Raw genomic sequence first — 25,497 nt, forward strand, 5'->3', positions numbered from 1 at the left:
CGCCCATGAACCCCGATGGCCAGTCCCATCCCGCGCAGGCCGGCCATGAGGCATCACCGCCTTCTATGCCGATGATGCGGATGCCACGCGCGCACAGCGCGGGATAGAGTTCGGCCAGTCCCTCCGTCGTGGCGTCAAGCAGGGACAGGTCAAGGATGACCGGCTTGCCGGCAAAGAATGTGCTCGATCGCGCGATCTGTGCATCAAGCCCGGCCAGCCAGTCGGCCAGAACGGGTTCGGGCGACAGCACCAGGGCAAGGAACGACCGCCCGCGTGCGCGGATTTTCGGTGTGGGACGCAATTCGTCGGGCAACGTTATCCTGTCCTGTCTGGTGAATGGGCCGTGTTGTTTCCAGCTACCGTGTCAGGCCGTCACTGTCGAGTGAAGGATGCCCCATTCACCTGCCATGCAGCCATACTTTTTCATCCCTGTGCACTCGGGGCTTGGCGAAGGGCGTGACAATGCAATAAAGCGGGAACATGCGCATCCTGTATCACCTTCCCCTTTCCCCCTATTCCCGCAAGGTCCGCCTCGTGCTGGGGGAAAAGCGCTTGCCGTTTGAACTCAAGACCGAGCGGGTGTGGGAACGTCGTCCCGAATATCTTGACCGCAACCCGGCCGGCACGGTGCCCATGCTACAGGAAAGCAACGGGTTGTGCATTCCCGATTCGTGGGTCATCTGCGAATATCTGGAGGAAGCCTATCCCGACACCCCGCTTCTGGGCCGCACGCTGGCCGAACGGGTGGAGGTGCGCAGGCTGGTGGTCTGGTTCGATGAGAAATTCGGGGCCGAGGTCTCGCGCAACCTGCTCAATGAAAAGGTGATGAAGCGCATTTCGGGCAAGGGCAATCCCGATGGCGCGGCCCTGCGTGCGGGCTATGCCAACATCCGCGTCCACCTGTCCTATATCGACTGGCTGGCGGAAACGCGGCAGTGGCTGGCAGGCAACATGCTGTCGATGGCGGATTTCGCGGCGGCCGCACACCTGTCGTGCCTTGATTTCCTTGATGACGTGGACTGGTCGCGCGCGCCGGCGGCCAAGGACTGGTACGCCCGCGTCAAGAGCCGCCCGTGTTTCCGCGCGCTGCTGCAGGACCGCATCACCGGCTTTACCCCTCCCGCCCATTACGCGGATCTGGATTTCTAGGGACATGACAGCACATACTGCCGGTTTCGGCGCCATCGTGCTGGGGGCCGGGGCAGCGGGCCTTATGGCGGCCGCCACGGCGGGGCAGGCAGGCGCGCGCGTGCTGGTGCTGGACCATGCGCCGCATGTAGGCCGCAAGATCCTGATTTCCGGCGGGGGCCGGTGCAATTTCACCAACATGGACACGGGGCCGGGGCAGTTCCTGTCCGCCAACCCGCATTTCGCCAAATCGGCGCTGGCGCGATACACGCCCGCCGATTTTCTGGCGATGGTGCAGCGCCATCGTATCCCATGGCATGAAAAGGCGGCGGGTCAGCTGTTCTGTGACCGTTCGGCGCGCGACATCGTGGACATGCTGCGGCGCGAATGCGCGGCGGGGCAGGTGGATGTGCGGGTGTCGCACCGGATTATTGACGTGGCGCGTGACGGTGCGGGGCATTTCCGGGTCGAGACGGATCACGGTACCTTCCATGCGCCCAGCCTGATTGTCGCGACCGGCGGCCTGTCGATTCCCAAGCTGGGGGCAACCGGGCTGGCCCATGACCTTGCGCGCCGGTTCGGGCTACGTATCGTCCAGCCCGCGCCCGCGCTGGTGCCGCTGACATTCGGTGCGCAGGACCGTGAATGGATGGAACCGCTGGCCGGGCTGTCGGTCACGGTGGGCATTACCTGCCATGCGGGGCAAGGGCGGCAGGCACGACAGGTTACCTTCCGTGATGGCATGGTCTTTACCCATCGTGGCCTGTCGGGGCCTGCCATCCTGCAGGCCTCATCCTACTGGCAGCCGGGGCAGGTGCTGGATATCGACCTGCTGCCCGGTATCGACGCCGCCAGCAGGCTGCTGGAAATCAAGCGCGACCGCCCGCGTGCAGGCGGGGTGGCCATGCTGTCCATGCTGCTGCCGCAGCGTCTGGCACAGCTTATGGCGCAGGCACACCTGCCTGACGGACAGCTTGCGGGCATGCCCGACGCGGTGCTGGCCAATGTCGCCAGTGTCCTGTCGGGCTGGCGGCTCAACCCGCACGGCACCGAAGGCTATGTAAAGGCCGAGGTCACGCGCGGTGGGGTTGATACGGACTGCCTGTCCTCACGCGATATGGAGGCGCGTGACGTGCCCGGCCTGTTCATGGTGGGCGAGGCAGTGGACGTGACCGGCTGGCTGGGTGGCTACAATTTCCAGTGGGCATGGGCCAGCGGCCATGCGGCAGGGCGGGCGGTGGCGGAACGCGGCGGCTGATGCTGTTTGCGTCACAGTCGTTCCTGGTTGTCTTCCTGCCGCTGGTCCTTGGTCTGTATTACGCCGTGGGCGACAGCCGGGCCGCGCGACAGGGCGTGATCATTGCCGCGTCGGTGCTGTTTTACGGATTATGGGACTGGCGTTTCGTGCCGTTCTGGCTGGCGATGATCGGGTTCAGCCAGATGGTCGCCTTCATGTGGGGGCGGACCGGCCGGCGCATGTGGCTGCGGGTGGGGATCGCGGGCAATCTTGCCGTGCTGTTCGGCTTCAAATACGCGGACTGGCTGGCGGGCAGCGTAATGCACTGGATGGGGCGGGACCATATGGCATGGTCCATCGTGCTGCCGCTGGGGCTGTCGTTTTTCGTGTTCCAGAAAATCTCATACCTTGTCGATCTGGGCCGGGGACAGGCGCGGGTGTACCGGCTGGCGGATTTCATGGAATTCGTCACGTTCTTCCCACAACTCGTGGCTGGCCCCATCGTGCGGCATAACGAACTGATCCCGCAGTTCGACAACAGTCCGCGCAATGCCGCGATGTGGGAAAACCTGGGCCGGGGCAGCCTGCTGCTGCTGGTGGGTCTTGGCAAGAAGGTGGGGCTGGCTGACACATTGGGCACCATCTGCGCGCCGGTGTTTGATGCCGCCCATGCGGGCCATGTGCCCGGCATGGGGGCGGCATGGCTGGCGGCGGTGGCCTACATGCTGCAGATCTATTTCGATTTTTCGGGTTATTCCGACATGGCCATCGCCATGGCGCTGATGATGGGCATCCGCCTGCCATTCAATTTCAACGCGCCCTATACAGCGGTTTCGGTGCGGGATTTCTGGCGGCGGTGGCATATGACGCTGTCGCGTTTCCTGCGTGATTACATCTATATCCCGCTGGGCGGAAACCGCTGCACGCCGCTGCGGCAGGCCGTCAATGTCATGGTGACCATGGGACTGGCGGGCGTGTGGCACGGGGCGGGGTGGAACTTTGTCGTGTGGGGCCTGCTGCATGGCGCGGCGCTGGCTGTGGCGCATGCATGGGATCGCGCGGGACGTGTCATGCCCCTCGTGGGTGGGTATGTGCTGACCATGGGGTTCGTGCTGCTGACATGGGTGGTGTTCCGCGCCGCCGACCTTGCAACGGCAGGGCGCATGCTGGGGGCCATGGCCGGGCTGCATGGCATGGGGGGTACTGCGGTCCGCCACCCGGCCGTGCTGGCGCTGGCGGCAGCCGTGGCGGTAATTGGTCCGGCATCGCAACAGGTGGTGATCGAACGCCTGCAGCCCGCACCGTGGATGGCGGTGGCGGCAGGGGTCGCCTTTGTGCTGCTGGTGTTCCTGATTGGCGGGCGACCGCCGGAACCCTTCATCTATTTCCAGTTCTGACAGCGTCTGCCATTGCAGCGCAGGGCGTGTATTGTGCGCCCGGCACTGGTATTGCGGGGCAATACTTCCCAAATCTGGTAATGATCTGCCGCATGGGCCGATCAGGATGATACAGGCAGGAGCATATGGCAGGCAGGCGTGACAGCATGGATAACGAGCCGGCGGATCTGTTTGGCGCGCCCCCGCCCCAGCATGACAGGCGTGGTCCGGTCCCGTTTCCGGCCCATGAACCGAAAGTCGCCGCCCGCACGCAGCCACTGGCCGACCGCCTGCGTCCCGCAACGCTGGATGACGTGGTGGGACAGGATCACCTGCTGGGGCCACAGGGCAGCCTGCGGCAGATGCTGGCGCGCGGGTCACTGGCCAGCCTGATCCTGTGGGGTGGGCCGGGGGTGGGCAAGACCACCATCGCCCGCCTGCTGGCCAATGCGGCGGGGCTGCGCTTCGTGCAGCTTTCGGCGGTGTTTTCCGGCGTGGCCGACCTCAAGCGCGCGTTTGAGGATGCCCGGCGCACCAGCGCAAGTGGCGGCGGCACGCTCCTGTTCGTTGATGAAATCCATCGCTTCAACCGCGCGCAGCAGGACGGATTCCTGCCTGTGGTGGAAGATGGCACCGTGGTGCTGGTGGGTGCCACGACGGAAAACCCGTCCTTTGCGCTGAACAGTGCGCTGCTGTCGCGCTGCCAGGTGCTGGTGCTGCACCGTCTGGATGACGCGGCGATGGAAAAACTGCTGGAACGTGCCGAAGCCACGACCGGCACGACCCTGCCGCTGACATCCGAAGCCCGCGCCACCTTGCGCGCCATGGCCGATGGGGACGGGCGCTACCTGCTGAACATGGTCGAGCAGCTTCTGGCCCTGCCACCGCAGAAGGCCCCGCTGGATCCCGCCGGCCTGTCCAGCCTGCTGGCACGCCGCGCCGCGCTGTATGACAAGGACCGGGAGGAACATTACAACCTGATTTCCGCCCTGCATAAATCCATGCGCGGATCGGACCCGGACGCGGCGCTGTACTGGTTCGCCCGCATGCTGGAAGGGGGCGAGGACCCACGCTACATCGCCCGCCGCCTGACCCGCTTCGCCGCCGAGGACGTGGGCATGGCCGACCCGCAGGCCCTGCCGCTGGCCGTCGCCGCGTGGGAGACATTCGAACGCCTGGGATCGCCCGAAGGCGAACTGGCGCTGGCGCAGCTTGTGGTACACCTGGCCACCGCGCCAAAGTCCAATGCGGTGTACAAGGGCTACAACATGGCCCGCCGGGCGGCGCGCGCCACCGGCAGCCTGATGCCACCGGCCCATATCCTCAACGCGCCGACCACGCTCATGAAGGATATCGGCTACGGCAAGGGCTATGAATACGACCATGATACGGAAGGGGGCATATCGGGCCAGAACTACTTCCCCGATGGCATGCGCCGCCCGAAACTGTACCAGCCCACCGGGCGTGGATATGAACGCGAAGTGGCGCGACGACTGGACAGTTGGAACAGAGTGCGCGAAAGCCGTGGGTCATGAGTGTCGTTACCCTTACCGTCAGCGATGACGAAGCCGATATCCGCCTCGACCGCTGGTTCCGCAGGCATTACCCCCACCTGACGCAGGGTGCGTTGCAGAAGCTGTGTCGCACGGGGCAGGTGCGCGTGGATGGCAGGCGCGCCACTGCCGCCACCCGTCTGGCCCCCGGGCAGGCGGTGCGCGTGCCGCCCATACCCAACGCCAACCGCCCGCCGCCACTGGCGGTCAAACCGCTGGACGAGCGGCAGGTGCGCGAGATCAACAAGATGGTCGTCTACCGTGATGACCACGTGATCGTGCTGAACAAGCCCGCAGGCATTGCGGTTCAGGGCGGGCCGGGCATCACGCACCATATCGATGCGCTGCTTGATGGCCTGCGCGAAAACCCAGATGACCCGCGTCCGCGCCTGGTCCACCGTATTGACCGTGATACGTCCGGCCTGCTGCTGGTCGCGCGCACGCCCGGGGTTGCGGCCAAGCTGGCGGCGGCCTTTCGCGGGCGTGACGTGCACAAGGTCTACTGGGCTGTGGTCGTGGGGCGTCCCAGCCCGGCCACGGGTATCATTGACCAGCCGCTGACCAAGCTGGGCGCGGGGGCCGGTGCCATCAGCGTCGTGGCCGAACGGGGCGATGCGGACGCGGTGCATGCCCTGTCGGAATACGAGGTGCTGGATGCGGCGGGGCGCAAGCTGTCGTGGCTGGCACTTTCGCCGCTGACGGGCCGTACCCATCAGCTGCGCGTGCATTGCGAGGCACTGGGCAACCCCATACTGGGTGATCCGAAATATGGCGGTGACATAGCGCATGTCACCGGGTTTACGGATAAGCTACACCTGCATGCCCGCAGGCTGGAACTGCCGCACCCGGCGGGTGGCACGCTGGTGGTCGAGGCGGACCTGCCCCCCCACATGCGTGAGACATTCCGGCAGATCGGTTTTGTCGCACCCGCCACGGCACAGCCCCGCCGCAGCTAGCGCGGCCCGAATGGTACAGGACAGGAATTGAAATGGCACATAACGGAAATGCACGGCGCATACTCCTCGGCTCGGTTGCAGCACTGGTCGTGATCGCGGGCGGGGCGGGGCTTGCGGTCAAGTCCATGCTGGACCCCGACGCGCTGCGCACCAAGGCCATTGCCGCAATTGAAAAACAGACCGGACGCAAGGTGCGCATGGGTGGGCTGGAACTGCATGTCCTGCCCACCCTGTCGCTGTCCGTAAGTGATGTCGGCCTGTCGGACATGGCCGGTGGCGCCTATACGGACATGGTGACGGCGGACAAGCTGCAGGCCAGCATGGGGCTGATGGCGCTGCTGCACCACGAAATCCGGCTGGAGGACCTGAAGCTGGTCCACCCCGTCGTCCATCTGGAACGCACGAACAAGGGAGAGGCCAACTGGCGCCTGTCGCCCACCAGCGCGCAGGCCACGGCCACGCCGGATGCAAAGACCACGCAGGCCGCGTCCGACTGGAAGGTGCAGATTGGCAGCATCCGCATAAGCAATGCCGACCTTGACTGGGACGACCAGATGTCGGGCAGCAGGGGCAAGGTGGTGCTGGACCACATTAACCTGTCGGATGTTGACGGCGCGAAACCCGAAATTGATGTGGCGGGCCATAACGATAGCGGCAGCTTCACGCTGGCGGGCCACACGGGGGCGATCAACCTGACATCCACCGCACGGGCCGGCTGGCCGGTTGCGTTGCAGGCGGCGTTCAAAGCCGGTGGGCAGCCGGTGGGGCAGCTGACAGTGGATGGCACCGTAGCCGACCCCGACCACATGAAGGGCTATAACGTCAAACTGGATGGCAATATCGCCAGCCTGAAGGCGATCGACGCGTTCGTGCCGGGGCTGAGCCTGCCGGATGTGCGGCGGCTGTCGCTCAAGGCCAATGTGGTGGATGGCAGCGCTGCGGACAAGGAAGGCAGCACGCCGCTGCTCAATTCCCTGCATCTGGACACGGGCGCGGTGGATGCCGGGCAGTACCTGTCCGGCCTGACGCTGCAGGGGCTGTCGGTTGATGCGCCGGGTCCAAAGGACGCCGTGACCATCCGCAGTCAGGGCACGTGGCAGGGGCAGGGGCTGAAACTGTCCGGCACGCTGGGATCGCTGCAACAGGTGGAACAGGCGGCGCTGTCGCACCTGGCCGACCCGCTGCCGCTGTCGCTGGACCTGTCGGGTGATCCGGGCAGCCTGCGTGTCGCGGGCACGCTGGGCGGTTCGCGCGCGGTGGTGAATGTCAACGCAACCGCGGGCAAGCTGCCGCTGCCCAATGGTGCGGCGATCGATCACCTGGAAGCCTCGACCCACCTGGTCAGCGAGGATAACGGCGCGCATTTCCAGCTTTCGGATATTGTGGTCAAGAGCACGCAGGTCTCCCTCAAGGGGGCGCTGGACCTGTCGGTTCACGGCGGGCATTCCGGGGTGCCGCTGGTCAGTGGCGCAATTGATGCAAGCTGGGTGAATGCGGATGCCCTGATGGGCAACGCCACCACCACCAAGGCGGACGCAAGCACTGTTGCGCCTGCAAATGGCAAGGGCAGTGATGAAACGCTGCCATTAGACCGGCTGCGCAAGCTGGATGCCGACCTGCGCCTGACCGTGGCGCAGCTGGAATTCGAGGGCGATGAATACCGCAACGCCCTGACCCATATCAGCCTGCGCAACGGGCTGCTGAAGGTTGATCCGCTACAGGCCGAAGGCACGGGTCGCCGCCTGTCGGGCCAGTTCGAGGTCGATGCATCGGGCAGCGTGCCCACCGTATCGGGCACCATCGGCACGCTGGTGCTGCCGGCGACATGGCTGGAAAGCAAGGCAGGCCTGTCCAACATGGTGCAGGGCGCGTTGCAGGTCGTGGGTGAAGTGCGCTCGCAGGGCAATACCGCGACCGAACTGCGCACCGGCATGACCGGGCACCTTGGCGTGTCCATGGTCAATGGCACGGTCAGCGGCAGCGCGCTGGGTGAACTGCTGGGTGATGCGGCACGTGGCGCGCTGGGTTCCGGCCCGATCGCGCTGCGCTGCTTCGGCCTGCACATGAACATGGCGGACAAGCGGGCAAACGTGGATACTATCGGCGTGCAGACCAATGCGCTGACCGTGACCGGCAAGGGCACGGTGGGCATGGTGTCGCATGACCTGGACCTGCATCTTGTGCCGCAGGTCATGATCGGTGGCACTGGCGCCACCGTGCCGCTGCGCGTGGGGGGAACGCTTTCGTCCCCGCGTCCCAAGATGGATGGCGGTGCGGATGGCCGTTACGCCATCGGCCTGCTGCTGGGCGGATCGGATAGCAAGGCAGTGGCCGATCCGTGCCCAGCGACGCTGAAGGTTGCGCGTGAAGGGCAGGCCGGACCCGAACCCACGACGGCGGCGCCCAAGGCGCAGTCCTCTGGCGCTGCGGGCCTGCTGGGCAATTCCAAGTCCTCGCCGGATGTAAAGAAGGCGGCTGGCCTGCTGAAGGGGCTGGGTATCCTGAAATGACGCAGGGCAACGGGATGAAGGAGGGGGTACGTCCCCCCACACCCCAGACACAGGGCAGGCGCAGGCGGTTCTGGACACAGGCCGCCGCCCGTCCGGCGGAGGGGGGATTCAGTGTCGAGCTTGACGGGCGCGGCATCCGCCTGCCCGGTGGGACGCCGCTGTGTGTCACGTCGCGTGCGCTGGCCGGTGCGATTGCCGATGAATGGGCGCATGCCGGTGGGGAAAAGGGCGGGGACTTCACCCCCGATGACCTGCCGCTGACCCGTATTGCCGGTACCATGATCGAACGCGTCGCCCCGGACCCCACAGCGCAGGCAAGCGCCCTGCTGCAATATGTGGATGGGGAACTGCTGTGCTACCGCGCGGATCATCCCGCCCTGCTGTGCGCGCGCCAGAAGGCGGAATGGGACCCGCAGCTTGCGTGGCTGAAAGCGCGTTATGGCATCGACATGGCGGTGACGCAGGGCATCATGCCCCTGTCGCAGGCGCCGGCGGTGCAGGCGGCATGGCGCGGAATCCTGGAAAAGATGGATAATCCAGCACTTGCCGCACTGGGGGTAATGGTGCCCGCCATGAAAAGCATCGTGCTGGGACTGGCGGTTGTGACAGGCGCGTTGCCCGACGCAAAGGCGGCGGAGATCGCATCCGTGGATGAACGCACCCAGATGGACATATGGGGCAGGGACGACAAGCAGGAAGCAGCCCTGCGTCTGGTGGGCCTTGAGGTCACGGACGCATCACGTTTCCTGCGGCTGTGCCATATGGGCTGAGACAAAGGGCGGTCTGCAAAAAGCTTCAAAAAACGCCGCCTTTTTGAAAAAAGGCGACACCTGAAAACTTTATTCTTCAGGAGTCCGCAAACAAAAACGGCCCGGCATGAGACCGGGCCGTTTTTTTGTGTCTCAGGCGATCAGGGCACCAGCACCGTGGCGCTGGCCAGGCAGGCAATGCCTTCCTCGCGTCCGGTAAAACCAAGGCGTTCGGAGGTCGTGGCCTTGACCGAAATCCGGTCCACATCAACCTTCAGCAGTTCGGCCAGGCGCGCGCGCATGGCTTCCGAATGGGGCCCGATCTTGGGCCGTTCACAGATCAGGGTCACATCGGCATTGACCAGCATGCCGCCGCGCTGGCGGATGCGCTCACCTGCATGGACCAGGAAGCGCGCGCTGTCGGCATCCTTCCATTCATTCTGGCTGGGCGGGAAATGGCGGCCGATGTCGCCTTCGGCCAGCGCGCCGTAAATGGCGTCGCACAGGGCATGGATACCCACATCCGCATCCGAATGGCCCGCAAGGCCGCGCGTGTGCGGCACGTTGACGCCACACATGATCAGGGGCCGGTTTTCGGCAAAGGCATGCACGTCGTAGCCCGTGCCGGTGCGCGGCAGCAGGGTCGGGCCGATCAGGCGTTCCAGGCGCACCAGATCCTCCTTGTAGGTCAGTTTGATGTTGTCTTCCGAACCGGGAACGATGGCCACGTGGTGTCCCGCCTGTTCCAGCAGGGCGGCGTCGTCGGTGGCATCCGCGGCACTGGCCGCGCGGTGCAGGTCACGCAGCAGCGCGAAACGGAAACCCTGTGGCGTCTGGGCGCGGAACAGGTCGGTACGGGGCACGGTATCGGTAATGATGCCGTCCTTCGCGCGCTTGATGGTGTCGGCCACCGGGACTGCGGGGATCACGCCCGCATGCTTTTCCAGTGCCGCGATCACGCCCTGCGTCACCGCGTCCGGCACATAGGGGCGCGCGCCGTCATGGATCAGCACCAGTTCGGGGCGCGCATTTTCAGGCAGGCGGTCAAGGGCGTCCAGCCCCGCGCTGACGCTGGCCTGTCGCGTGGCGCCGCCCGGAACAACCGGCAGGACCGTGCAGCCGGCGGGGGCGAACCCCTCCAGCGCACTGGCCAGCAGGGCGGGATCGCCCACGGGCTGGATCATGCCGACATGAGGGGCAAGGGCATCCGCCGCGTGGCGGATGACGGGCCGCCCGCCGAGCGTGACATACTGCTTGGCGAGGGGTGTCGCGGTCTGGGCGCTGTACCGGCTGCCCTGGCCCGCGGCGAGAAGGATGGCTGCAACACGCATGATGCGGAGCAATGCGGCCATGTGGCCCGCGCGTCAAGCATTGAGCGTGGACTGACTGGCCCGCGCGGGGGCATGGGCCGACATGAAAATGTTTCCCCAATGCACCGAACCTGATTGCACGGGGCGGCTGGAGAGGGTATTCTGCCTAAATCATAAGCATTATTTGGTGGATATTGTAGCCGGCATGCCTTTCTGCCGCCATCGGGCGCGGCTGGGTTCCGGCGGGGAAGCGTGGTTCATGTCGTCTCAACTGCTGTCGCCCATTGATCTGGGGGGTGGGGTCGTCCTTCAGGCGCCCGTCATTCTGGCGCCCATGGCCGGGGTGACCGACCTGCCGTTCCGCAGGCTGGCGCGCAGGCTGGGGGCGGGGCTGGTCGTGTCCGAAATGATCGCGTCATGGGCCATGATCCGCGAAAACGAAAATACCCTGCGCATGGCGGAAGTGGCAGATGACGGCCCCAATTCCGTGCAGCTGGCCGGCTGCGACCCCGAAGCGATGGGTCAGGCCGCGCGGATCGCGGTCGATCGCGGGGCGGATATCATCGACATCAATTTCGGCTGCCCGGTGAAAAAGGTGGCGGTGGGGCAACTGGCCGGTTCCGCGCTCATGCGTGACGAGGCACAGGCCGGTCGCCTGCTGGAAGGCGTGGTGCGCGCGGTGGATGTGCCCGTGACCCTGAAAATGCGCATGGGCTGGGACCATAACAGCCTGAACGCCCCCACACTTGCGCGGATTGCACAGGAATCGGGCATACGCATGGTGACGGTCCATGGCCGCACCCGCCAGCAGTTCTATAACGGCACGGCGGACTGGCATTTCGTCCGCAACGTGGTCGATGAGGTGGACCTGCCGGTTATCGTCAATGGCGACATCCTGACGGTGGAAGATGCCCGCGTGGCGCTGGAACGTTCGGGTGCGCGCGGCGTGATGATCGGGCGCGGCTGTTATGGCCGTCCGTGGTTCCTGGCACAGGTGGCGCGCGCGCTCATGCATGGTGAACACGTGCCCGAACCTGACCTTGCGGCGGAAAAGGCCATCGTGCTGGAACATTACGGCATGATGATCGACCATTTTGGTGCCCATCCCGGCCTGCGCCTGGCGCGCAAGCATGTGTCATGGTACTCGGCGGGCCTGCCGGATTCCGCGGGTTTCCGCGCCGCCGTCAACCGGGTTGATACGGTCGATGCGGCTGTCGGCATGATCCATGAATTCTATGACCGCCAGATTGAAGCGGGCAATGTGCGCGGGCCACGCCCGTCCACCGTGGGGGCCGAAAGGGCCGCTGCACAGGCGGCATGAGGATGGGCCCGCTTTCCCCTGTCCCCCATGAACCCTGCGCGCCCGATAACGTGACGGGCAACGGGCGCGTGATCCTCGACTCGCTGGCGCTGCCGGTTGTGGTCGTGCGGGCGGATAACGCCATCGGATACGTCAACAGCGCGGCGGAGCCTTTTTTCGGCATGTCGCGCGCGCATCTGGTGCAGATGCGCCTGACCGACATCCTGCCCGGTGACAGCCCGCTGTTCCTGCTGATGGAACAGGTCCGTGCCGAGGACCATACGGTGGTCGAGCACGAGGTTACACTGGAAAGCCCCCGCCTGCGCCATGACGGGGTGACGGTGCAGGGCGCGCCGGTCATGGAAGAACCGGGTTCGGTCGTGCTGACCTTCCATGATTTTTCAGCCGTGCGCGTGCTGGACCGGCAGCTGACCTTCCGTTCGGCTGCCCGCAGTGTCGCGGGCATGGCGGCAATCCTGGCGCATGAGGTCAAGAACCCGCTATCGGGTATCCGGGGCGCGGCGCAGCTGCTGGAAACATCGGTGGGCGAATCCGACCGTGAGCTTGCGGTGCTGATCCAGGACGAGGTCAACCGCATCCGCGACCTCGTCGACCGGATGGACATGTTCAGCGACCGGCCCATCGAACGCAGGCCCGTCAACATCCACCGCGTGCTGGAACATGTGCGCAGGCTGGCGCAGCAGGGCTTTGCCGCCGATATCCGCTTTCATGAAGTCTATGACCCCTCCCTGCCGCCGGTCTGGGGCAACCGCGACCAGCTGGTGCAGGTACTGCTCAACCTGGTGAAGAACGCGGCCGAGGCCCTGCACACCAATCCCGATGATGCGGCTCCGCCCGAAATCACCCTGACCACCAGCTACCGGCCCGGCATATGGGTATCCACCGGGGCGGGCAGCCAACGCGTGCAGCTGCCGCTGCTGGTGTCGGTGCGCGATAACGGGCCGGGCATTCCCGAAAACATCCGGCCGCACCTGTTCGAACCCTTCCTGACAACCAAGACCACGGGCAGTGGGCTGGGGCTGGCGCTGGCTGGCAAGATCGTGGGCGACCATGGTGGCGTGATCGAGGTGGAAAGCCAGCCCGGCCGCACCGAGGTCCTGCTGCACCTGCCGGTCGTGACCGAGGGCCGGGACACGCCGTGATGTTCCCCCACTGGACCTGAGAGATTTATAGCGTATGTCGCTGCCGACCATTCTTGTTGCTGATGATGACCGCTCCATCCGTACGGTGCTGAGCCAGGCGCTGGGGCGTGGGGGCTATCAGGTCCGTACCACCGCCCAGGCGTCGACCCTGTGGCAGTGGGTGGAGGAAGGCGAGGGCGACCTTGTCATCACCGATGTCGTCATGCCCGATGAAAACGGGCTGGACCTGATCCCGCGCATCCGCCGCATTCGTCCCGACCTGCGTGTTGTGGTCATGAGTGCGCAGTCCACGCTGATGACGGCGGTCAAGGCGACCCAGCGCGGCGCGTTCGAATACCTGCCCAAGCCCTTTGACCTCAAGGAAGTGCTGGCGGTGGTCGCCCGCGCGCTGGCCACCCCCGCAACACCCGTGCAGCCGCTGGCCCCGCCCCAGCCGGATGAACAGATGTCGCTGATCGGGCGGTCGGTGGTGATGCAGGACATCTACCGCATCATCGCCCGCCTTACGACATCGGACCTGACGGTGATGATCAACGGCGAAAGCGGCACGGGCAAGGAACTGGTGGCCCGCGCCCTGCATGATTACGGGCGCAGGCGTGCCGGCCCCTTCGTCGCCATCAACATGGCCGCCATCCCGCGCAACCTGATCGAAAGCGAACTGTTCGGCCATGAACGCGGCGCCTTTACCGGGGCGACCACCCGTGTCGCCGGGCGGTTTGAACAGGCGGCAGGCGGCACGCTGTTCCTTGATGAAATCGGGGACATGCCACCCGAAGCCCAGACCCGCCTTCTGCGCGTGCTGCAGGATGGGGAGTTCACGACCGTGGGCGGCACCATGCCCATCCGCGCCAATGTGCGCATCATCGCCGCCACCCATCGGGACCTGCGGCAGGCGATCCGGGCCGGTACGTTCCGCGAGGACCTGTACTACCGCCTGAACGTGGTGCCCATGCGTCTGCCGCCGCTGCGCGAACGGGTGGAGGACATTCCCCTGCTGGCGCGGCACTTCCTGAATGAAAATGCCGAAGGCACCGGCAACGCGCGCGTGCTGGATGATGAGGCAATGGCCCGGCTCCAGGCCTATCGCTGGCCGGGCAACGTGCGTGAACTTGAAAACCTCATGCGCCGGATCACCGCACTCCACCCGCAGGAAAGCATAGGCGCCGACATCATCGCAGCCGAACTGGCCGAGGCCAGCAATACGGTCCCACCGGGCGAAACTGCAGGCAGCGGAACGGCCGAGACACTGGCCGAGGCGGTGGAACGGCACCTGCGCCGCTTCCTGTCATCGGGGCAGGACGGCATGCCGCTGAGCGATATTTACGACAAGGTGATTGCCGAGGTCGAACGCCCGCTGATCACCATGACGCTGGCGGCCACGCGGGGGAACCAGATCCGGGCGGCGGCCATGCTGGGACTGAACCGCAATACACTGCGCAAGAAGATCAGGGATCTGGATATTCCGGTCGTGCGCGGCGGCGCGTGAACATGAACGCGACGTCGCGCCCGAACATGGCCTACCGGCTGGCCCGGCGGGTGCTGGACATGCTGGTACGGCGCAACGTGGCGCTGGTGCTGGTGCTGCTGGCGCTGGTGCTGGGGGTCGCGACCTTCGTCGTGCTGTCGGGTGGCAAGTCGCTGGCCCATCACCCGCAGATCCAGGCGCTGGTCTTCATCCTGAACTTCCTCGTGCTGCTGCTGCTGGCCACGTCGCTTACGGAAAAGGTCGGGCGTGTGGTGGCCGAACGCCGCAGCGGGCTGGCCGGGGCGCGGCTGCATGTGCGGCTGGTCACGCTGTTTGGCATCGTCGCGGTGGCGCCCACCATCGTGGTGGGCACGTTCGCCGCCGTGTTCTTCCATTACGGCATCCAGATCTGGTTCAGTGACCGGGTGAACACCGCGCTGAACGAGGCGCTGGAAACATCGCGTGGCTACCTGCAGGAACATAACGCCAATATCCGTACCGAGGCGTTCTCGCTGGCCAATTACCTAGTCAGCGCGCAGAACGGGCTGTCCGGTTCGGGGGCTGACCTGCTGCATGATCCCGACGCGCTGTCGCAGGTGCTGGATTCGCAGGCCACGCTGCGGGGGCTGGACGTGGCGGTGGTCTATGACCCGTTCACCAATACCGTCGTGGCGTCGGGCGGGCTTATGGGACGGGCCGCCAACCTGAAGGACCTGCCGCCGCCCGCGGCCACCCTTATGGCGCGGACAAATGAAATCGCGATCCTTGATTCCCCGGATGAAAAGACCGTCCGCGCGGTTGTCACACTGGGGGACACGCCACCGCTCATGCTCATGATCGCGCGGCCGGTGGACCCCGATATCCTTGAACACATGCACCGCACCGAACAGGTGGTGGCCGATTACAGGCGCCTGAACGGCAACCGGGCCAAGATCCAGTTCACCTTCGTGCTGATCTTCGCCCTTGTGGCCGTGCTGGTGCTGGGGGCGGCGATCCTGATCGGCCTCATGCTGGCCAACCAGATCGTGCGGCCGCTGGGGCTGCTGATCCTGGCGTCCGAACGGGTCAGCAAGGGCAACCTGGACAGCAACGTGCCCGAAGGCGAGCGTGATGACGAGGTCTCCAGCCTGTCACGCGCCTTCAACCGCATGACCACGCAGCTTGCGACCCAGCGTGCGGAACTGGTCAACGCCACCAACCAGATCAATGAACGCCGCAGGTTTACCGAAGCCGTGCTGTCGGGGGTGTCGGCCGGGGTCATCGGGCTGGATTCGAACGGCATGATCGAATTGCCCAACCGTGCGGCAAGCGTGCTGCTGCAGCGTGACATGGCGGCCAGTGTGGGACGCCCGCTGACGGACGTGGTGCCCGAACTGGGCACCATGCTGGGACGCATCGCCCAGGAAGGCGGGCGTGAACTGACGGGCGAGGTGCAGGTGCTGGCGGGTGGACGCGCCTGTACCCTGCTGGTGCGAATCGGCGCGGAAATGCAGAGCACGGTGACCGGCGATTTCGCTGATGGCTATGTCGTGACCTTTGATGACATAACTGCCCTGCAGGTTGCGCAGCGCAAGGCGGCGTGGGCCGATGTCGCCCGTCGCATCGCGCATGAAATCAAGAACCCGCTGACCCCCATCCAGCTTGCCGCCGAACGGCTCAAGCGCCGCTTCCTGCGTGAGATCACGTCCGACCCCGATACCTTCGCCCAGTGCGTGGACACCATCATCCGCCATGTGGGGGATATCGGGCGCATGGTGGACGAATTTTCCGCCTTTGCCCGCATGCCGCAACCGGTCATGCGCATGGAGGACCTGTCGCGCATCGTGCGCGAGGCACTGATCCTGCAGCGTAACGCGCACCCCGAAATCCTGTATGATGTCCACCTGCCCGACCGTGGCCCGCTGGTCCAGTGTGACCGCAGGCTGGTGGGGCAGGCGCTGACCAACCTTTTGCAGAATGCGGCGGACGCAATTGCCATGCGTCCCGAAGTCGGGGCGGCCGGCGGGGATGGCGTGATCGGCACGATCCGTATTACATTGAAGCAGGATGATCCGAACGTCATCCTGAGCGTTGAGGATGATGGAATCGGGTTGCCGGTCGAGGATCGCGCCCGGTTGACCGAGCCATATGTGACCCACAAGCCCAAGGGAACCGGACTTGGCCTTGCGATCGTCAAGAAGATTCTTGAGGATCATGGCGGTAGCATCGGGCTTGCGGACCGCGCCGGGAGCAGGGGAGCTGTGTCGACATTGATTTTGCCGATAAAGGACGACCATGGGGCATGAAATCCTGATCGTCGATGACGAGCCGGATATCCGGCTCCTTATCGAGGGTATTCTGGCTGATGAGGGATACGAGACGCGGCTGGCGGCGGATTCCGATTCCGCCATTGCGGCCTTCCGGGAACGTCGGCCCTCGCTGGTGGTGCTTGATGTATGGTTGCAGGGGTCACGGCTGGACGGCCTGGGCATCCTGAATGTCCTGCATAAGGAGGAGCCGTCCATCCCGGTCATCATGATTTCGGGACATGGCACGATCGAGACCGCGGTCGCAGCTCTGCAGCATGGCGCGTATGACTTTATCGAAAAACCCTTTCAGGCCGACCGCCTGCTGGTCGTGGTGCGCCGCGCGCTGGAGGCGTCGCGCCTTGCGCGCGAAAATGCCGAACTGCGCCTGCGCGCGGGTTCCGGTACCGTGCTGGAGGGGCGTAGTGCTGCCATTACCGCCGTGCGCAACCAGATCGACCGTGTGGCCCCCACCGGGTCGCGCGTGCTGATTTCAGGCCTTGCGGGGACCGGCAAGGAAGTGGCGGCGCGAATGATCCACGCCAGTTCCCGCCGGGCGGAAGGGCCGTTCATCGCGCTTAACTGCGCCACCCTCGCCCCCGGCCGGTTCGAGGAGGAACTGTTCGGTATCGAGGGCGGGGATGACGGCGCGGGCCGCCGCACCGGGGTGCTGGAACGCGCGCATGGCGGCACGCTGGTGCTGGACGAAGTGTCCGACATGCCGCTGGAAACGCAGGGCAAGATCGTGCGCGCGCTGCAGGACCAGACATTCGAGCGCCTGGGCGGTGCGCGGCGGGTCAAGGTGGATGTGCGCGTGCTGGCCACTACCAACCGCGACCTGCAGTCCGAAATCGCGATGGGGCGCTTTCGCGAGGATCTGTACTACCGCCTTGCGGTCGTGCCGCTGCGTATTCCCAGCCTACGTGAACGACGTGAGGACATACCCGAACTGGCCCGCATGTTCCTTGACCGCGCGGCCGAGAATGCCGGCCTGCCGCTGCGTGAACTGTCGGGTGATGCGATCGCGGCGCTGCAGAGCTATGAATGGCCGGGCAATGTGCGCGAACTGCGCAACCTCATGGAACGCCTGCTGATCATGATGCCGGGCAACAGCACGGACCCGATCCGCGCCGACATGCTGCCATCCACCGTGGGGGAAGGCGCGCCTGCGCTGCTCAAATTTGATTCTGACGAGGATGTGATGAGCCTGCCCCTGCGTGAGGCCCGTGATCTGTTCGAAACCCAGTACCTGCAGGCGCAGTTGCTGCGTTTCGGGGGGAACATCAGCCGTACCGCGGGATTCGTAGGGATGGAACGCAGTGCCCTGCACCGTAAGCTCAAGCAGCTTGGCGTGACGTCCGAGGATCGCAACACGGGATGAGCTTTTGCCCATACAGCCCATGACTGCTAGACAACGAACTGTGATACGGACGGTGGCAACGCCGTAGCATGACACGCGACTGTGCCGTGTGATTCCGCCCAACAAACAACAAGTAAGGCCCTGCCGTGGCAAAAGAACCTTCACAGAATGTCCAGGACGTGTTCCTCAACCACGTCCGTCGGTCAAAAACGCCGGTTACCATTTTCCTGGTCAATGGCGTCAAGCTTCAGGGAATCATCAACTGGTTTGACAACTTTTCCGTCCTGCTGCGGCGCGACGGGCACACGCAGCTTGTGTACAAGCACGCGATCAGCACGGTCATGCCGGCAACCCCGGTCAGCCTGTTCGAACCGCCAGCCGAGACCGACGGCACAGAGGAGCGTGCAGTCACGGATGGCAGCCCGTCGTGACGGCGGCCCAGCCACCATCCGCCACGCGCGCCGCCGTCATCCTGCCATGGGAACGCCCCGACCGGCATGATGACGCGCGTGCGGCCGAAGCCCGGCTGGAAGAAGCGGTCGGCCTTGCCGCCTCCATCGGGCTGGTGGTCGTGTGTCAGGCGGTGCTGCTGTTGCGTGCGCGCAGACCGGCGACCCTGCTGGGTGGCGGGCAGGTGGACTCGCTCAAGGAAACGGTCAAGGCCGACAACATCACCGTTGTCATCATCGATTCCCGCCTGACTCCGGTGCAGCAGCGTAACCTTGAACGCGCGCTGGGCTGCAAGGTGATCGACCGGACCGCGCTGATCCTTGATATCTTCGGCGAACGCGCGGCCACGCGTGAGGGCACGCTGCAGGTTGAACTGGCGCATCTGGAATACCAGCGCAGCCGTCTTGTGCGCACATGGACCCATCTTGAACGCCAGCGCGGTGGCTTCGGTTTCCTTGGCGGTCCCGGTGAAACCCAGATCGAGGCCGACCGCCGGATGATCGGTGACCGGATCGTGCGCCTCAAGCGTGAACTGGAACAGGTGCGTCGTACCCGTGGCCTGCACCGGCAGGCGCGCAGGCGGGTGCCATTCCCCATCGTGGCGCTGGTCGGCTATACCAATGCGGGCAAGTCCACGCTGTTCAACGCCCTGACCGGGGCCAGCGTCTATGCACAGGACCAGCTGTTCGCGACACTGGACCCGACCATGCGCGGCATCCAGCTGCCATCGGGGCGGCGGGTGATCCTGTCGGATACGGTGGGGTTCATCAGTGATCTGCCGACCGAACTGATCGCGGCCTTTCGCGCAACGCTGGAAGAAGTGGCGGAAGCCGACATCATCCTGCATGTGCGCGATGTCTCTCACCCCGACAGCGCATCGCAGCGCAATGACGTGATCGAGGTGCTGGAAGGCATGGCCCGCAATGGTACCATCGAACAGGATTGGCAGTCCCGTGTGATCGAGGTGCTGAACAAGGCCGACCTGGTGGGCGGGCGTGACGCCGTGGGCGCGCGACCGGGCAATGTGGTCATTTCCGCCATTACCGGCGACGGGCTGCCCGATCTTCTGGCCGCGATTGACGAACGCATGACGCGGGCGATGGAAGTCGTCGCATACCGCGTGCCGCTGGCCGAAGGGGCGGCGATGGCATGGCTGTATGAACATGGCGAGGTCACGCAGCGCGAGGACGGGGAAGACGGCGTGGAGATGATCGTGCGCCTGTCCCCTGCCAACCGCGCGCGGTTCGAAATGCAGTTCGGCCGTATCGTGACCTGCCTGCTGGATTAGGGCGCGCCTGCGTGCTGACTGTCCTGTGACCGCGGGCAGGGTGGAAAATATGCCTTCACCGGCGCATGGATGGGCACCGATGAAGGACGGACACGCATAGCGGAGGGCGGCAATGACGGCACGGATCACACTGGCGGACATGCACGATGTGGTGGGCATGATGCGGGGGGCTGCGTCGCGCCATGTCATGCCGTCTTTTCGTTGCCTTGACCGTTCCGACATCCGCGCCAAGACTGGGCCGCTGGATATCGTGACCGTAGCCGATGAAGCCACCGAACGCGACCTGACTGCTGCGCTGCGGGCCGCATGGCCTGACGCCCTTGTGCTGGGGGAGGAAGCGGTCGCAACTGATCCCGCCCTGCTGGATGGCCTTGGCACGGCGGACCTTGCCTTCGTGATCGACCCGATTGATGGCACGGCCAATTATGCGGCGGGCGTGCCGCTGTTTGGTGTCATGGTGTCCGCCGTGTCGCGGGGGGATGTGATTGGCGGGGCCATTGTTGATCCCGTGTGCGATATCGCGGTTCTGGCCGCGCGTGGGCAGGGGGCGTGGCTGCACGACGGAAAAGGCGCCGAACGCAGGCTGCATGTGGCCGCCCCCGTACCCGCGCGGGAGATGTCGGGCAATGCATCATGGCGCTATCTGCCCGCGCCGGTGCGCGACGTGGTGACGCATAATCTGCCCAAGGTTGCGGGATCGTGGGATTTCCGGTGCGCCGCGCATGAATACCTGATGCTGGTCGATGGGCGGTGCCATTTCCTGCTGTTCAACCGCACCCTGCCGTGGGACCATCTGGCGGGGTGGCTGATCCATGCGGAAGCAGGCGGCTACAGCGCCCACTTCGATGGCTCGCCTTACCGTGTCACGGATCGCAGCGGCGGACTGCTGTATGCGCCGGACCGGGCAAGTTGGCAGGCGCTGCGCGACCTGCTGCTGACGCCCGCTGCATAAAACGGAAGAGTAAAAGTTTTTGGGTGCCGCCTTTTTTCAAAAAGGCTGCGTTTTCCGAAGCTTTTTTGAAAAAAGCTTCACCAAAAACTTTTGATGATTTGCGCGGGTTCAGTCCTGTGGCTGTGCCGTGCGTTCACGGCGTTTGACGGCCTGCCAGCCTTCTTCCATGGTTTTGACATCCACATCCGTCAGCGCAAGGCCACGGGTGGCGAGGTCGTGCTCGACGGCGGTAAAGCGGCGGGTGAACTTGGCATTGGCCTGGCGCAGGCAGGCTTCGGGGTCCATGTCCAGCTTGCGCGCAAGCGTTGCCAACGTAAACAGCACGTCGCCCAGTTCATCGAATATCTTTGCCCGGTCGCCGCTTTCCAGTTCGACCTTCAGTTCGTCCAGTTCCTCATCCACCTTCGCCGCGACCTCGCCTACCGTGTCCCAGTCAAAACCGGTGCGGGCCGCACGCGCGGACAGCTTGCGCGCGCGTAGCAGGGCGGGCAGGCCCATGGGCACGTCATCCAGCGTGCCGCCCCGGTTGCGCGCCAGCCGTTCCTGCGCCTTGCCCGTTTCCCACTGGCCGGCTTCCGCCGGGGCATCGCCAAAGACATGGGGGTGGCGACGGACCATCTTGTCGCCAATCATGCGCGCCACGGTGGCGAAGTCGAACATGCCTTTTTCATCGGCCATCTGCGCATGGTAGACGACCTGCAGCAGAAGGTCGCCCAGTTCATCGGGCAGGCTGTCCCAGTCCTCGCGTGCGATGGTGTCCGCGACTTCATACGCTTCTTCTATGCTGTAAGGTGCAATGGAGGCGAAGTCCTGTTCCCGGTCCCATGGGCAGCCGGTCTGCGGGTCACGCAGGCGGGCCATGATGTCCAGCAGGCGGGCAAGGGCGGAAGAAGCATCGTTCATGGGTGGGAAGTCCTGCCTGTTTGTATTGCGGTCGGGCGCAGGTTTTGTATAGATCGCCCATCCCGAGGCGGGAAGTTTTTATCAGGACACACCGAACATGAGCAGCAACGGACAGGCAACGGTCTTTATCGATGGTGAAGCGGGGACGACGGGACTGGGCATCCGCCATCGTCTGCGTCACCTGCCTGTCATGGTGCGTTCCATCGACCCCGCACGGCGCAAGGATCCCGACGCCCGGCGGGAGATGATGGCGGCGGTCGATATCGTCATCCTGTGCCTGCCCGATGCGGCGGCGAAGGAAGCCGTAGCGATGGCTGACGCCATGGGCAGTGATGCGCCGCGTATACTTGACGCCAGCACCGCGTTCCGCACCGACCCGGCATGGGTCTACGGCTTTCCCGAAATGGATGCGGCCCAGCCTGCGGCCATCCGCGCCGCCGCGCGTGTTTCCAATCCCGGCTGTTATCCTACCGGGCTGATCGGCCTGCTGCGCCCGCTGGTCAGGGCAGGGCTGGTGCCTGCGGATTACCCTGTGTGCGTGAATGCCGTCAGTGGCTACAGCGGCGGCGGGCGTAGCATGATCGAAGCGCATGAGCGCGATGGCGGCCCGGCGTTTGAGCTGTACGGGCTGGGTCTTGGCCACAAGCACATGCCGGAAATGACCCTGTATGCCGGTCTGGCGCAGCCGCCGGTTTTCGTGCCGTCGGTCGGGCATTTCCCGCAGGGGATGATCGTGTCCGTGCCGCTGCATCTGGACCGCCTGCCGGGCCGGGTGGGGATTGCGGACCTGCACGCGGCCCTGGTCGCGCATTACAGGGGTTCGGACCGCGTAACGGTGGCCGAACCGTGCGCCAAGCTGGTGGCCGACGCGCTGGCTGGTACCGACCGAATGGAACTGCGCGTGCATGGTGATGACGTACTACGGCAGGCCGTGCTGACCGCGCGGCTGGACAATCTGGGCAAGGGCGCGTCGGGCGCCGCACTGCAGAATGTGGCGCTGATGCTTGGGCTGGAACCGCCGCCGCCCGTGTGATATAGCGGGTCCGCAAGACGTCCCTGGACTGATTGCCGTGGTATTCCGTCCCGCACAGGGCGGGCTGCCTGTATGCGAGAGTGACGGAACGGTAGACGTAGTCGACTCAAAATCGACCGCCGAAAGGCATGGGGGTTCGAATCCCCCCTCTCGCACCAGTCTGGCGCACCGCCCCGGTGTTGCTGTCCCTTTGCCCGTGTCGCGAACAGGACTGATGTCTCCCTTGCCTGATGCCCTTACTGCAAAGCCGTCCGTACGGCCTGCCAATCCGTGCTTCTCTTCCGGTCCCTGCGCCAAGCGTCCGGGCTGGTCGCTTCATGCCCTGTCGGATGCGCTGGTGGGGCGTTCGCACCGTTCGACCGAAGGGCGCGCACGGCTGAACGAGGTCATTACCCGTTCAAAGGCCATCCTTGGCATGCCGGATGACTGGGTGCTGGGTATCGTTCCCGCATCCGACACGGGTGCGGTGGAAATGGTGCTGTGGTCCATCCTTGGCACCCGTCCGGTGGACGTGCTGGCGTTCGAAAGCTTTTCCGCCACATGGGCAAACGATATCATCGCGCAGCTGAAACTGCCCGACGCCCGCGTGCTGAAGGCCGATTACGGTAAAATCCCCGACCTGTCGCAGGTGGACTGGGCGCGGGACGTGGTGCTGACATGGAACGGCACGACATCGGGTGCGCGCCTGCCCTATGATGCCGCCATTCCCACCCGGCGCGACGGGCTGGTGATATGCGATGCCACATCCGCCGCCTTCGCCATGGATCTGCCGTGGCAGAAGCTGGATGTGGTCACATGGTCATGGCAGAAGGTGCTGGGGGGCGAGGCCGCCCACGGCATGCTGGCCCTGTCACCGCGTGCGGTGGAACGGCTGGTTTCCACGCCGGCACCCCGTGCGCTGCCCAAGATTTTCCGGCTGACCAACAGCAAGGGCCTGATTGACGGCATTTTCCGGGGCGACACGATCAACACGCCGTCCATGCTGTGCGTGGAAGATGCGCTGGATGGCCTGAAATGGGCGGAAAGCGTCGGCGGCCTGAAGGGCCTGATCGCGCGCAGCGAAGCCAACCTGGCGGCCATTGCCGGATGGGAAGCAAAATCCGACTGGGCGCAGTTCCTTGCCCCCGACCCGAAACACCGTTCCAGCACGGCCATCTGCCTGCGTATTGTCGCCCCGTGGTTTACTGCGCTGGACCATGCGGGCCAGACGGCGGCGGCCAAGAAGATCGTGTCCCTGCTGGGCGGCGAAGGGGTGGCGATGGATGTGGGCAGTTACCGTGACGCGCCACCGGGCCTGCGGCTGTGGGGTGGGGCGACGGTGGAAGCCGCCGACCTGCGCGCGGTCCTGCCCTGGCTGGACTGGGCTTATGCGCAGGTGCGCGGCCAGCACGCCTGATTTATCCCGCTTTCCATGTCTGATTCATCATGCCCGGCTGCCACCGTGGGCATGATGCCGCACGATAGGCCCCCGATATGACTGATGACCCGCCGTTTAACCCCGCGCTGCTGCCCGCAGGTTTCGTGGACAGGCTCCCCCCCGAGGCCGAGGCCGAGGCGGCGGGGGTCGAGACGCTGATGCGCGTGTTCGCGGCCCATGGGTATGACCGCGTAACGCCGCCATTGCTGGAATTCGAGGAAACGCTGCTGTCGGGTTCCGGCGCTGCCGTGGCGGAACAGACCTTCCGCCTGATGGACCCCGACACGCGCCGCATGATGGCGCTGCGTCCCGACATGACGCCCCAGATCGCGCGCATTGCCGCAACCCGGCTGCCTGATGTGCCGCGTCCCCTGCGGCTTGCCTATGCCGGGCCGTGTATCCTCATGGCCAGCAACCGCGGTGATGGCGAACGCCAGATTTCGCAGGCCGGGGTGGAACTGATCGGTCCCGACCAGCCGGAAGCGGATGCCGAAATCGTGGCGCTTGCGGCCGAATGCCTTGCCACGCTGCGGGTGCAGGGCGTGTCCTTTGACCTGACCATGCCCGCGCTGACCACCGCGCTGGTGGATGCCGGGGGCTTTGATGCGCATGTGCGCGGCATGCTGATGCGTGCGCTGGACCGCAAGGACGCCGCTGCCGTGGAACGCCATGGTGGCGATCTGGCCCCGGTCCTGATCCGGCTGCTGCATGCGGCGGGTCCCGCCCATGGGGCGCTTGCGGAACTGGCGGCGGTGGACCTGCCGCCCGTGGTGCGTGCCCACAGTGCACGTCTGGCAGCCACCGTCGCCGCGATCGAGGCGCGTGTGCCGGGCATCCGCCTGACGGTGGACCCGGTGGAATTCCGTGGCTGGCAGTACCATACCGGCGTATGTGTCAGCGTCTATGCCACGGGCCAGCGCGAAGAACTGGGCCGGGGTGGCCGCTACCTGTCCAATAATGATGAACCGGCCTGCGGGTTGACCCTGCGGCCTGACATCATCCTGCGTGCGGCCCCGCCGCTACCGTGCCGGACGCGTGTGTTCCTGCCGTGGGGGACATTGC

Annotated in this window: 20 protein-coding genes, 1 tRNA gene and 1 pseudogene; 19 read left to right on the top strand and 3 right to left on the bottom strand. The window is 65.2% G+C overall.

Going from position 1 to position 25,497, the window contains the following annotated elements; translation table 11 throughout:
- A pseudogene (locus F1542_RS13995) lies at window positions 1–313 on the bottom strand (septum formation inhibitor MinC); the annotation flags it as partial.
- A gap of 167 nt (window positions 314–480) precedes the next feature.
- Between F1542_RS13995 and F1542_RS14000 the strand changes: the two are divergent.
- The 7 genes from F1542_RS14000 to F1542_RS14030 all read left to right on the top strand — a co-directional run bounded on the left by F1542_RS14000 (window position 481) and on the right by F1542_RS14030 (window position 9,530).
- The gene (locus F1542_RS14000; protein WP_010507101.1) at window positions 481–1,149 is read left to right on the top strand and encodes a glutathione S-transferase family protein; all 669 of its coding nucleotides are present in this window, start codon (window positions 481–483) and stop codon (window positions 1,147–1,149) included.
- Between the two features lie 4 nt (window positions 1,150–1,153).
- The gene (locus F1542_RS14005) at window positions 1,154–2,386 is read left to right on the top strand and encodes an NAD(P)/FAD-dependent oxidoreductase (RefSeq protein ID WP_193733568.1); all 1,233 of its coding nucleotides are present in this window, start codon (window positions 1,154–1,156) and stop codon (window positions 2,384–2,386) included.
- Window positions 2,386–3,762, top strand: a complete 1,377-nt coding sequence (locus F1542_RS14010) for an MBOAT family protein (protein WP_227672750.1) — start codon at window positions 2,386–2,388, stop codon at window positions 3,760–3,762. The genes F1542_RS14005 and F1542_RS14010 overlap by 1 nt, the downstream gene beginning before the upstream one ends.
- A gap of 125 nt (window positions 3,763–3,887) precedes the next feature.
- The gene (locus F1542_RS14015; protein WP_193733570.1) at window positions 3,888–5,276 is read left to right on the top strand and encodes a replication-associated recombination protein A; all 1,389 of its coding nucleotides are present in this window, start codon (window positions 3,888–3,890) and stop codon (window positions 5,274–5,276) included.
- Window positions 5,273–6,250 (top strand): RluA family pseudouridine synthase, encoded by a 978-nt coding sequence (locus F1542_RS14020; protein ID WP_193733571.1) that lies wholly within the window; start codon window positions 5,273–5,275, stop codon window positions 6,248–6,250. Before F1542_RS14015 ends, F1542_RS14020 begins: the two co-directional genes overlap by 4 nt.
- 32 nt (window positions 6,251–6,282) lie before the next feature.
- Complete coding sequence (locus F1542_RS14025) at window positions 6,283–8,760, top strand: AsmA family protein (RefSeq protein ID WP_193733572.1); 2,478 nt, start codon at window positions 6,283–6,285, stop codon at window positions 8,758–8,760.
- Window positions 8,757–9,530, top strand: a complete 774-nt coding sequence (locus F1542_RS14030; protein WP_193733573.1) for an ATP12 family chaperone protein — start codon at window positions 8,757–8,759, stop codon at window positions 9,528–9,530. The genes F1542_RS14025 and F1542_RS14030 overlap by 4 nt, the downstream gene beginning before the upstream one ends.
- A gap of 140 nt (window positions 9,531–9,670) precedes the next feature.
- Here the strand turns inward: F1542_RS14030 and F1542_RS14035 are convergent, their stop codons facing one another.
- A complete protein-coding gene (locus F1542_RS14035; protein ID WP_346011955.1) occupies window positions 9,671–10,840 on the bottom strand; it encodes a bifunctional 2-C-methyl-D-erythritol 4-phosphate cytidylyltransferase/2-C-methyl-D-erythritol 2,4-cyclodiphosphate synthase in 1,170 nt (389 codons plus the stop codon).
- 238 nt (window positions 10,841–11,078) lie between these two features.
- Here F1542_RS14035 and dusB point away from each other — a divergent pair, with 238 nt between their 5' ends.
- From dusB to F1542_RS14075, 8 genes are all read left to right on the top strand, one after another.
- On the top strand, window positions 11,079–12,140 hold the full coding sequence (gene dusB / locus F1542_RS14040) for a tRNA dihydrouridine synthase DusB (RefSeq protein WP_227672751.1): 1,062 nt from the start codon (window positions 11,079–11,081) through the stop codon (window positions 12,138–12,140).
- A gap of 2 nt (window positions 12,141–12,142) precedes the next feature.
- Window positions 12,143–13,282: a nitrogen regulation protein NR(II) gene (locus F1542_RS14045; protein WP_193733575.1), complete on the top strand. Its 1,140-nt coding sequence runs from the start codon at window positions 12,143–12,145 to the stop codon at window positions 13,280–13,282.
- A 34-nt stretch (window positions 13,283–13,316) separates the two neighbouring features.
- Window positions 13,317–14,768 (top strand): nitrogen regulation protein NR(I), encoded by a 1,452-nt coding sequence (gene ntrC, locus F1542_RS14050; RefSeq protein WP_193733576.1) that lies wholly within the window; start codon window positions 13,317–13,319, stop codon window positions 14,766–14,768.
- Window positions 14,769–14,770: 2 nt separating this feature from the next.
- Complete coding sequence (locus F1542_RS14055; RefSeq protein WP_193733577.1) at window positions 14,771–17,032, top strand: PAS domain-containing sensor histidine kinase; 2,262 nt, start codon at window positions 14,771–14,773, stop codon at window positions 17,030–17,032.
- Window positions 17,022–18,413 (top strand): sigma-54 dependent transcriptional regulator, encoded by a 1,392-nt coding sequence (locus F1542_RS14060; protein ID WP_193733578.1) that lies wholly within the window; start codon window positions 17,022–17,024, stop codon window positions 18,411–18,413. The genes F1542_RS14055 and F1542_RS14060 overlap by 11 nt, the downstream gene beginning before the upstream one ends.
- Window positions 18,414–18,538: 125 nt before the next feature.
- A complete protein-coding gene (gene hfq, locus F1542_RS14065; RefSeq protein WP_193733579.1) occupies window positions 18,539–18,823 on the top strand; it encodes an RNA chaperone Hfq in 285 nt (94 codons plus the stop codon).
- Window positions 18,820–20,130, top strand: a complete 1,311-nt coding sequence (gene hflX / locus F1542_RS14070) for a GTPase HflX (protein ID WP_193733580.1) — start codon at window positions 18,820–18,822, stop codon at window positions 20,128–20,130. Before hfq ends, hflX begins: the two co-directional genes overlap by 4 nt.
- Window positions 20,131–20,242: 112 nt before the next feature.
- Window positions 20,243–21,082, top strand: a complete 840-nt coding sequence (locus tag F1542_RS14075; protein WP_193733581.1) for an inositol monophosphatase family protein — start codon at window positions 20,243–20,245, stop codon at window positions 21,080–21,082.
- A gap of 108 nt (window positions 21,083–21,190) precedes the next feature.
- Here F1542_RS14075 and mazG read toward each other — a convergent pair whose 3' ends face one another.
- Entirely contained in the window at window positions 21,191–21,985 is a 795-nt protein-coding gene (mazG, locus tag F1542_RS14080) for a nucleoside triphosphate pyrophosphohydrolase (protein WP_193733582.1), read from the bottom strand.
- A 97-nt stretch (window positions 21,986–22,082) separates the two neighbouring features.
- Here mazG and argC point away from each other — a divergent pair, with 97 nt between their 5' ends.
- From argC to F1542_RS14100, 4 genes are all read left to right on the top strand, one after another.
- Window positions 22,083–23,018, top strand: coding sequence for an N-acetyl-gamma-glutamyl-phosphate reductase (gene argC / locus F1542_RS14085; protein WP_193733583.1), 936 nt, complete (start codon window positions 22,083–22,085; stop codon window positions 23,016–23,018).
- Window positions 23,019–23,092: 74 nt separating this feature from the next.
- Window positions 23,093–23,176 (top strand) — tRNA-Leu (locus tag F1542_RS14090).
- A gap of 56 nt (window positions 23,177–23,232) precedes the next feature.
- Window positions 23,233–24,414, top strand: a complete 1,182-nt coding sequence (locus F1542_RS14095; protein ID WP_193733584.1) for a phosphoserine transaminase — start codon at window positions 23,233–23,235, stop codon at window positions 24,412–24,414.
- 77 nt (window positions 24,415–24,491) lie between these two features.
- Window positions 24,492–25,497: ATP phosphoribosyltransferase regulatory subunit (locus tag F1542_RS14100; RefSeq protein ID WP_193733585.1), on the top strand; the 1,006-nt coding region annotated here is incomplete at its 3' end.

Origin of the sequence: Komagataeibacter sp. FXV3 (assembly GCF_015155755.1) — a bacterium.
GTDB lineage: Bacteria > Pseudomonadota > Alphaproteobacteria > Acetobacterales > Acetobacteraceae > Komagataeibacter.